9 protein-coding genes are annotated in these 8,814 nt (G+C 69.2%); 7 read left to right on the top strand and 2 right to left on the bottom strand.

The window, feature by feature from the left end; all coding sequences use genetic code 11:
* The 7 genes from VKH46_08830 to VKH46_08800 form a co-directional block, all read left to right on the top strand.
* Window positions 1-1,114 (top strand): FAD/NAD(P)-binding oxidoreductase (locus VKH46_08830; GenBank protein ID HKB70934.1); only part of this gene is annotated, 1,114 nt, incomplete at its 5' end.
* 215 nt (window positions 1,115-1,329) lie between these two features.
* Window positions 1,330-2,478 (top strand): MFS transporter, encoded by a 1,149-nt coding sequence (locus tag VKH46_08825; GenBank protein ID HKB70933.1) that lies wholly within the window; start codon window positions 1,330-1,332, stop codon window positions 2,476-2,478.
* 1 nt (window position 2,479) lies between these two features.
* Window positions 2,480-4,702: a molybdopterin-dependent oxidoreductase gene (locus VKH46_08820; protein HKB70932.1), complete on the top strand. Its 2,223-nt coding sequence runs from the start codon at window positions 2,480-2,482 to the stop codon at window positions 4,700-4,702.
* The gene (locus tag VKH46_08815; protein HKB70931.1) at window positions 4,699-5,319 is read left to right on the top strand and encodes a 4Fe-4S dicluster domain-containing protein; all 621 of its coding nucleotides are present in this window, start codon (window positions 4,699-4,701) and stop codon (window positions 5,317-5,319) included. Before VKH46_08820 ends, VKH46_08815 begins: the two co-directional genes overlap by 4 nt.
* A gap of 1 nt (window position 5,320) precedes the next feature.
* Entirely contained in the window at window positions 5,321-5,818 is a 498-nt protein-coding gene (locus VKH46_08810; protein HKB70930.1) for a Rieske 2Fe-2S domain-containing protein, read from the top strand.
* A 14-nt stretch (window positions 5,819-5,832) separates the two neighbouring features.
* Window positions 5,833-6,078 (top strand): DUF6755 family protein, encoded by a 246-nt coding sequence (locus VKH46_08805; protein ID HKB70929.1) that lies wholly within the window; start codon window positions 5,833-5,835, stop codon window positions 6,076-6,078.
* Window positions 6,071-6,697: an HPP family protein gene (locus VKH46_08800; GenBank protein ID HKB70928.1), complete on the top strand. Its 627-nt coding sequence runs from the start codon at window positions 6,071-6,073 to the stop codon at window positions 6,695-6,697. Before VKH46_08805 ends, VKH46_08800 begins: the two co-directional genes overlap by 8 nt.
* Before the next feature lie 15 nt (window positions 6,698-6,712).
* Here VKH46_08800 and VKH46_08795 read toward each other — a convergent pair whose 3' ends face one another.
* Window positions 6,713-7,480 carry a succinate dehydrogenase/fumarate reductase iron-sulfur subunit gene (locus tag VKH46_08795; protein ID HKB70927.1) on the bottom strand — a complete coding sequence of 256 codons (768 nt, stop codon included), beginning with the start codon at window positions 7,478-7,480 and terminating at the stop codon, window positions 6,713-6,715.
* Window positions 7,477-8,814 (bottom strand): succinate dehydrogenase (quinone) flavoprotein subunit (gene sdhA, locus VKH46_08790; protein HKB70926.1); only part of this gene is annotated, 1,338 nt, incomplete at its 5' end. The genes sdhA and VKH46_08795, both read right to left, overlap by 4 nt.

The following is an 8,814-nucleotide window of genomic DNA, read 5'->3' as shown; positions in this document are numbered from 1 at the left end:
CCGCGAGAGGGACCGGACCGGCGGAATCACGCTGCTGAGCGCGGCGAAGCATCCGCCGTACGACCGCCCGCCGCTGTCGAAGAAGCTCTGGACGGGCGCGCCGCTCGATTCGATCTGGCGAAAGACCGAAGACGCCGGCGTCGACCTGCGGCTGGAAACGCGGGCGCTGAGCGGCGATCCGGCCGCGAGAACCGTCGCCGACAGCCGCGGCGACGTTCACGCCTACGAAAAGCTGCTCCTGGCGACGGGCGGCTCGCCCCGGCGCCTGCCTTTCCCGGATGACGGGGTGATCTACTTCCGCACGCTCGACGACTACGAGCGCGTGCGTTCCCTGGCCGACCGGAAGGCGGAATTCGTCGTGATCGGCGGCGGATTCATCGGATCGGAGATCGCCGCGGCGCTCGCCGTCAACGGGTGCCGGGTCAGCATGGTCTTCCCGGAAGCCGGGATCGGCGCGCGCATCTATCCGCCCGGCCTGTCCCGGTTCCTGAACGCCTATTACGGGGAGAAGGGCGTCACGCTCCTGCCGGAAGAGAACGTCGTGAGCATCGAAAAGATCGGAGAAAGGCGCGCAGTCAGAACCGGAAGCGGGAAGATCCTGTCCGCGGATGCCGTGATCGCGGGCATCGGCATCGTGCCGGAGACCGGACTGGCCGACTCCCTCGGTCTCGCGGTGGACAACGGCATCGTGGTCGACGAGCTCCTCCGCACGACGCGCCCCGACGTCTATGCCGCCGGCGACGTGGCCAATTTCTACAGCCCGGCGCTCGGTGTGCGCCGGCGGGTGGAGCACGAGGACAACGCGAACGTCATGGGCGCGATGGCCGGGCGCAACATGGCGGGGGGATCGGAAAAATACGAGCACCTGCCGTTCTTCTACTCCGACCTCTTCGACCTCGGCTACGAAGCCGTGGGCGAATTCGGCGCCCGGATGGACGTCGTCGAAGACTGGAAGGAGCCGTTCCGGAAAGGCGTCGTGTATTACCTCCAGAACCGGAGAGTGCGTGGGGTGCTGCTCTGGAATACATGGGGCCAGGTCGACGCGGCCCGGCAGCTGATCGGCGCGGCGCAGGAGACGAACCGGCAGGCGCTCGAGGGCAGAATTTCGGACTGACGGCGTTCGAGGCGAGTCTTCCGATGATTGCGCCCGGCTCGTCGTGCGAGAAGGCGACCGAGGAAGAGAGCGGCGGCGGAGGATTCCGCGTGGTGTTCACCCGGCTGCCGCCGGATTGAGGATTTCGTCGCTTCCGATCGACGAGTTCCGCGTGGCCCGCATTCGATTCGCGCCGAGTCAAGCGGCTCTGCCGCTTCAACTCGGCGCGCCCCACCTTGGAGCCCGGAACAGAATTCGGTAGAGTCGGATTCGGCCGCCCCGAGCTCGCGGGACGGCCAGGCGAAGGGGGAGCGACGGGAGTCGAAAGGCCGACCGCGACTCGGGGCTCGGATGTCCGCCACGCGACGCTGTGGGGGCTCGCCGCGGCGCTCCTCGTCCTCGCGGGAATCTACTTCGGCAGCCGGCGCCTCAAGGATTTCGACCCGGCGCTCGTCTCCTATGCCGGCGCGACGGTCTTCTGCGCGTTCGGCCTCGGGTACCGGTACTCGATGTGGCTTCGCCGGCCGCCGACGCGGCTCTTCTGGTTCCGCGGATGGCAGCTCTTCCTCGACCCGCGGCGGCTGCCGAACAATGCGGCCCGCTTCGTCGCGCTTTTCTGGAACAACATCCTCGCGCAGAGCTTCATCCGGCGGCGGTCGCGCGTCCGCTGGGCGGCGCACTGGCTGATCTTCTGGGGGTGCATCCTCGCCGCCGCGGTCACGTTCCCGCTTTCCTTCGGATGGATCCGGTTCGAGACGGCCCGCGACTCGCAGAGCCTCTACCAGGCGTACGTCTTCGGCGTCCACGTCTTCTCGTTTCCGCTGGCGAGCCCGTTGGCGCCCCTCGTCTTCGACGTCCTCGACATCTCCTCCTTCCTCGTGCTCGGCGGCATCTTCTTCGCGCTCTGGCGGCGCGGCCGCGACCGCGGCGCGTTCGCGGTGCAGCAATTCTCCAGCGACCTCCTTCCGCTCCTCCTCCTCTTCGCGGTGTCGGTCACGGGGCTCTTCCTCACCGCCTCGACGCACTTCATGCGGGGGTTCCACTACGTGTTCCTCTCGCAGATCCACGCGGTGACCGTGATCTTCACGCTCCTGTACCTCCCGTTCGGAAAGTTCTTCCACATCTTCCAGCGGCCCGCGCAGCTCGGGGTCGCGTACTACAAGAAGGTCGGCGCCGCGGAGGCGGTCGCTCGCTGCGCCGTGTGCGCCGAGCCGTTCGCGTCGGTGATGCACCGCGAGGACCTGAAGGCGGTCGAGGCCGCGCTCGGAATCCGGTACGCGCTCGACTCCGGCGGCCATTATCAGGACGTCTGCCCCTCCTGCCGCCGCAAGGCCCTGGGAGTCGCGCAGGGCGCGCTCTGGCCCGCCGGGAACCGGGAGGTCTGACATGGCGAAGCTCCCCGCATCGATCCCCGAAATCGTCGACCGCTTCGGTCCCCACATGAAGGGAGTGCCCGCCGGCGGCTGGACGCCGATCGGCGAGCCGGACCGGTTCGTCAAGACCCACTGCTGCTTCTGCGGACAGCAGTGCGGCATCCAGCTGAAGGTCAAGGGCAACCGGGTCGTCGGCTTCGAGCCGTGGGAGGATTTTCCGTTCAACGCCGGGAAGCTCTGCCCGAAGGGAGTCAAGCGCTACATGCAGGACGAGCACCCCGACCGGCTGAAGACGCCGCTCGAGCGGACCGACGGCGCGGGATTCCGCCCGATCGCCTGGGAGACCGCCCTCGACCGCACGGCGGGAGAGATTCGCCGCATCCAGGAGCGGTACGGAAACGACGCGTTCGCGATCCTGACGGGGGCCTCGTTGACCAACGAGAAGGCGTACCTGATGGGGAAGTTCGCGCGCGTCGCGGTGCGGACGGCCAACATCGACTACAACGGCCGGCTGTGCATGGTGTCGGCCGGCGCGGCCTCGAAGAAGGTCTTCGGGATCGACCGCAGCGCGAACCCCTGGAGCGACATCCCGAAGGCGAAGGCGATCCTCGTCGCGGGCGCCAACGTCGCCGACTGCGCTCCGATCACGACCGACTACCTGTGGCAGGCGCGGGAGAACGGGGCGAAGATCATCGTCCTCGACCCGCGGATGACCCCGATCGCGCGCACGGTCGACCTCTTCATCCCGGTCCGCTCCGGCGGCGACATCGGCGTCTTCAACGGGATGCTTCACGTGATGATCGAGCGGGGATGGGTCGACCGGAAGTTCATCGAAGAGCACACGACGGGGTTCGACCGCGTCGAGGAGGCGGTCCGCAAGTACACGCCCGAGTACGCCGGGAAGATCGCGGGCGTCCCGCCGTCGATGATCGTCAAGGCGGCCGAGATCTGGGGGCCGGCCGAAACGAGCTTCCTTCTCCACGCGCGCGGCATCGAGCACCATTCCAAGGGCGTCGACAACTGCATGGCGGCGATCAACCTCGTCGTGGCGACCGGACGGATCGGCCGCGAGGGGTGCGGGTACGCGATGATCACGGGACAGGGCAACGGCCAGGGGGCGCGGGAGCAGGGGCAGAAATGCGACCAGCTCCCGGGAGCGCGCGACGTCGAGAACCCCGAGCACCGCCGCTACATCGCGGGAGTCTGGAATGTCCCGGAGGAGACGATCCCGCACAAGGGGCTCTCGGCGGTGCCGCTCCTCGAGGCGATCCACGCCGGGCAGATCCGCGGGCTGCTCCTCATCTGCTTCAACCCCATGGTGTCGCTCCCCGACCAGAACTTCATCCGCGAGGCGCTCGAGAAGCTCGAGCACTTCGCGGTGATCGACTTCTTCCTCTCGGAGACCGCCCGCTACGCCGACGTCGTCTTCCCCGGCTCGCTCATGGAGGAGGACGAAGGGACGACGACGAACGTCGAGGGGCGCGTGATCCACCACAAGAAGGCGGTCGATCCTCCCGCGGGAGCGCGGGAAGACTGGAGGATCGTCTGCGATCTCGCGGCGCGGCTCGGTTCGGGGGAGAAGTTCGCCTACGGGTCGCCGCGGGAGATCTTCGAGGAGCTCCGGATGGCGTCGAAGGGAGGTGTGGCGGACTACTTCGGGATCACCTGGGAAAAGATCGACGCGCAGAAGGGGGTCTTCTGGCCCTGCCCGTCGCTCGACCACCCCGGCACGCCGCGGCTGTACGAGGGAGCGCGGTTCGGCCATCCGGACGGGAAGGCGCATTTCCAGCCGGTCGAATGGCGCCCCGCCGCGGAGGAGCCGGACGACGAATACCCGGTGATCCTGACGACGGGCCGCGTCGTCTCGCAGTACCTCTCGGGCACCCAGACGCGCCGGATCGCGGGGCTCATGGCGCAGGAGCCGGAGCCCTTCTGCGAGATCCACCCGAAGCTCGCCGAGCGGTACGGGATCGAGGAGGGCGGGTTCGTGAAGGTCGAGAGCCGCCGCGGCTCCACCGTCGTCCGCTCGCGCATCGTCCGGACGATCCGGCCCGACACGGTTTTCATCCCGTACCACTGGCCGCTCGCGCGCGCCGCGAACAACTGCACGATCCGGGCGATCGACCCGGTCTCGAACATCCCGGAGTACAAGATCTGCGCGGTCCGCATCTCTCCGGCGCCTCGCCCCGACGACGCGATCGCGAGGCTGTCGCCCGAGGCCGGGGGCGTGGCGTGAGCGAGCTCGCCTTCTTCATCGACTATTCGCGCTGCATCGGGTGCCGCGCGTGCGTTCAGGCGTGCGAGGAGTGCGACACGCACCGCGGCGTCTCGATGATCCACGTCGAGACGATCCGCCGCGCCGACACGGTGCAGACCACGCCCCAGGTGTGCATGCACTGCGAGGACCCGATCTGCGCGCGGGTCTGCCCGGCCGACGCGATCAAGCAGACGCCCGACGGCGTCACGCAGTCGGCCCTGAAGCCGCGCTGCATCGGGTGCAGCAACTGCGTGCTCGCCTGCCCGTTCGGCGTGCCGAAGTACTTCGGCGCGATCGACCAGATGATGAAGTGCGACTACTGCTACGACCGCACGAGCACCGGGAAGCGCCCGATGTGCGCGACGGTCTGTCCCTCGCAGGCGCTCGCGTTCACGACGCGCGAGGAGATCGAGGGCAAGCGCCAGGGGAAGGCGATCAACCTCTGGAGGTTCGGCAACGAGATCGTGCGCACGAAGGTCGCGGTGATCGTCCCGGCGGGCGTCTCCGAGGTCCGGATCGGCGCCGCGGCGCTGTCGGGCACGGAACGTCCGGGTCCCGCGAGCGACGACGTGGCGGCGCTTCTCGGGGAGGCGTGAGATGAAGGAGCGCGAAGAGGCGCGCCCGCGCTGGCGCGAGGATTTCCCGATCGCCTGGGAGCAGGACCACTACGTCACCCGGCGCGAGCTCGCGAAGTTCCTGACCCTCGGCTCGGCGCTGCTCGCCGGGGCGAGCGCGCTGATCGCGCTCGCGGGCCGGCTCTGGAAGCCGCGCCCGCGCCGCCGCGTCCGGATCGCTTCCGCGTCGGCCGTCCCGCCGGGCGGATCGCTCCTCTTCCGGTACCCGACCGACGAAGACCCCTGCATCCTCGTGCGCTCTCCCGACGGGAGCTTCGAGGCGTATTCGCAGGTCTGCACCCACCTCTCCTGCGCCGTCGTCTACCGTCCGGAGGACCGGACCCTCGCCTGCCCCTGCCACAAGGGGGTCTTCACGTGCAGCGAAGGGCGGCCGATCGCGGGCCCGCCGACCCGGCGGCTCCCGCGCATCGTCCTCGACGTCCGCGGAGACGACCTCTTCGCGACCGGGGTCGAGCTCTGATGAAGGGGCGCTGAATGGAGACCCGCAAGCAGGGGACGACGCTCTTCACCGCGATCGCGGTGCTGATCGGCATGCTCGTCGTGATGCAGCTCTGGCTCGTCGCGGCGGCGCTCGAGGCGTTCCTCTCGGGCAACCGCGGCGTGCTTGTTCCGGCCGCGGTCGCGTCCTTCCTGGTCCTCGCCGTCAACGCGGGCCTCCTCCTCTACATCGTCCGCTTCGACGAGCGGATCCGCCGACTCGAGGAGCCGCCGGTTGACTGAGCGGCGGCCGCCGCTCTCACTGCTCGAGCCCGAGGTCGTCCGCGGGCTCGTCGGCCGGCTGCGCATCCAGGGCCTCCTGCGGCGCTTCCCGGAGCGCAACGTCTGGGCGGCGTTCATGTTCGTCAACGGCTTCATCACGATCGCGATCCTCGCGGCGCTCGCGATGGTTTCGCACACGCCCTTCGTCTTCCCGTCGCTCGGTCCCACCGCGTTCCTCTTCTTCTTCACGCCGACGCTCCCGACGGCCTCTCCGAGGCACTCGATCTACGGGCACGCGATCGGGATCGTCTGCGGGTACGGGGCGCTGCTGGCGACGGGACTCGAGCATGCCCCGCCGGCGATCGTCACGGGAGTCGACTCGCGGCGGGTGCTCGCGGCGGCGCTGTCGCTCGCCGCGACGGGGGCGCTCATGATCCTGTTCAAGGCGGCGCACCCGCCGGCCGGCGCGACGACCCTCATCATCTCGCTCGGGATCGTGACGAAGCCGTTCTATCTGCTCGTCATCGAGATCGCGGTCGCCCTGCTCACCCTCCAGGCGATCGCGATCAACCGGCTCGCGGGGATCGACTATCCCCTCTGGTCGAGCCGCGCCGGGGCCGTCTCTCCTCCCGCGCGCTGACCGGCGGGAGGGGGCTCAGACCTTCCGGACCGGCTCGCGCTCGGCGACGGCGCTCGCCGCGAGGTACTCGCGGTTGAGCCGCGCGATCACGTCGAGGCGGATTCCCTTCGGGCAGACCGCCTCGCACTCGCCGTGGTTCGAACAGCTCCCGAATCCCTCGACGTCCATCGCGTCGACCATGCGCAGCGCCCGCAGCCGGCGCTCCGGGTGTCCCTGGGGCAGGAGGGCGAGATGAGCGACCTTCGCCGACGTGAAGAGCATCGCGGAACCGTTCGGGCACGCCGCCACGCACGCGCCGCAGCCGATGCACGCCGCCGCGTCCATCGCCATGTCGGCGCTCTTCTTGTCGACGAGGATCGCGTTCGCCTCGGGCGCGCTCCCCGTGCGCGCCGCGATGAACCCGCCCGCCTGCATGATCCGGTCGAGCGCGCCGCGGTCGACGACGAGGTCCTTGACGACGGGAAACGCTCGGGAGCGGAACGGCTCGACGACCACCGTGTCGCCGTCGCGGAAGTGGCGGAGGAAGAGCTGGCACGCGGTCGTCAGCTTGAGGGGACCGTGCGCGATGCCGCCGATCATGAATCCGCAGGTCCCGCAGATCCCCTCCCGGCAGTCGTTGTCGAATGCGACCGGGCGCTCGCCCTGGTGGAGGAGCTTCTCGTTCAAGACGTCGAGCATCTCGAGGAAGGACATGTCGGGCTCGAGCTTGTCGAGCGGGTAGGCGGCGAGCGCTCCCTTGTCCCGGGGGCCGTTCTGGCGCCAGATCCTCAGGTTCAGCTTCATTTGTAGCTCCGCTGCGCGAGGTGGACGTATTCGAACTGGAGCGGCTCCTCGTGGAGGACCGGCTCTCCACCGACCCCGGAGAACTCCCAGGCCGCCACCTTGCAGAACCGTTCGTCGTTCCGGAGGGCCTCGCCCTCCGGCGTCTGATGCTCTTCCCGGAAGTGCGCGCCGCACGATTCGTCGCGCCACAGCGCGTCCTTGACGAGGAGCTCGGCGAATTCCATGAAGTCCGCGACGCGGCCCGCCTTCTCGAGCGACTGGTTGAACGCCTCGCCCTCCTGCGACACGCGGACGTTCCTCGAGAAGTCCTCGCGGATCTCGGGGATCTTCGCGAGCGCCTCCTCGAGCCCCTTGCGGTTGCGCGCCATGCCGCACCGGTTCCAGAGGAGGTCGCCGAGCTCTCGGTGGAAGGAATCGACGCTTCGGGTGCCGCCCGCGGAAAGGAGCCGGTGCATGCGGTCGCGCGCCTCGTTCTCCGCGGCGCGGAACGCCGCGTGGTCGGCCGGCAGCCGGTCCTTCGGGGAGACGCGCGCGAGATAGTCGCCGATCGTGTAGGGGAGGATGAAATAGCCGTCGGCGAGCCCCTGCATCAGGGCGCTCGCGCCCAGCCGGTTCGCGCCGTGGTCGGAGAAGTTCGCCTCGCCGATCACGTGGAGGCCGGGGAGGTTGCTCATCAGGTTGTAGTCGACCCAGAGCCCGCCCATCGCGTAGTGGATCGCGGGGTAGATGCGCATCGGGCGGGCGTACGGGTCTTCGCCGGTGATCCGGTCGTACATCTCGAACAGGTTCCCGTAGCGCTCGCGGATGACCCCGACGCCGAGGCGGCCGATCGCCTCCGCGAAGTCCAGATACACGCCGCGGCCGCCCGGCCCGACGCCCCGTCCCTCGTCGCAGACCTCCTTGGAGTTGCGCGAGGCGACGTCGCGCGGCACGAGGTTGCCGAACGCCGGGTACTTGCGCTCGAGGTAGTAGTCCCGCTCGGCCTCCGGAATGTCGCGCGGCGCGCGCGTGTCGCCCGCCTTCTTCGGCACCCAGATCCGGCCGTCGTTCCGGAGCGATTCGCTCATGAGCGTCAGTTTCGACTGGTGATCGCCCGTGACCGGGATGCAGGTCGGGTGGATCTGCGTGAAGCAGGGATTGGCGAAGTACGCGCCGCGCCGGTGCGCCCGCCACGCCGCCGTCACGTTGCACCCCTTCGCGTTGGTCGAGAGATAGAAGACGTTCCCGTAGCCGCCGGTGCCCAGGACGACCGCGTCCGCCGTCCGCGAGAAGATCTCGCCCGTCGCGAGGTCGCGCACGACGATGCCGCGCGCGCGTCCCCCCTCCACGACCAG

Source organism: Thermoanaerobaculia bacterium, assembly GCA_035260525.1.
Taxonomy (GTDB): domain Bacteria; phylum Acidobacteriota; class Thermoanaerobaculia; order UBA5066; family DATFVB01; genus DATFVB01.
This window is presented reverse-complemented; position numbering and strand designations above follow the sequence as displayed.

Coding starts and splice junctions, on each gene's coding strand:
- VKH46_08820 (HKB70932.1), top strand. CDS start 2,480: ATGGCGAAGCTCCCCGCATCGATCCCCGAAATCGTCGACCGCTTCGGT.
- VKH46_08810 (HKB70930.1), top strand. CDS start 5,321: ATGAAGGAGCGCGAAGAGGCGCGCCCGCGCTGGCGCGAGGATTTCCCG.
- VKH46_08805 (HKB70929.1), top strand. CDS start 5,833: ATGGAGACCCGCAAGCAGGGGACGACGCTCTTCACCGCGATCGCGGTG.
- VKH46_08795 (HKB70927.1), bottom strand. CDS start 7,480: ATGAAGCTGAACCTGAGGATCTGGCGCCAGAACGGCCCCCGGGACAAG.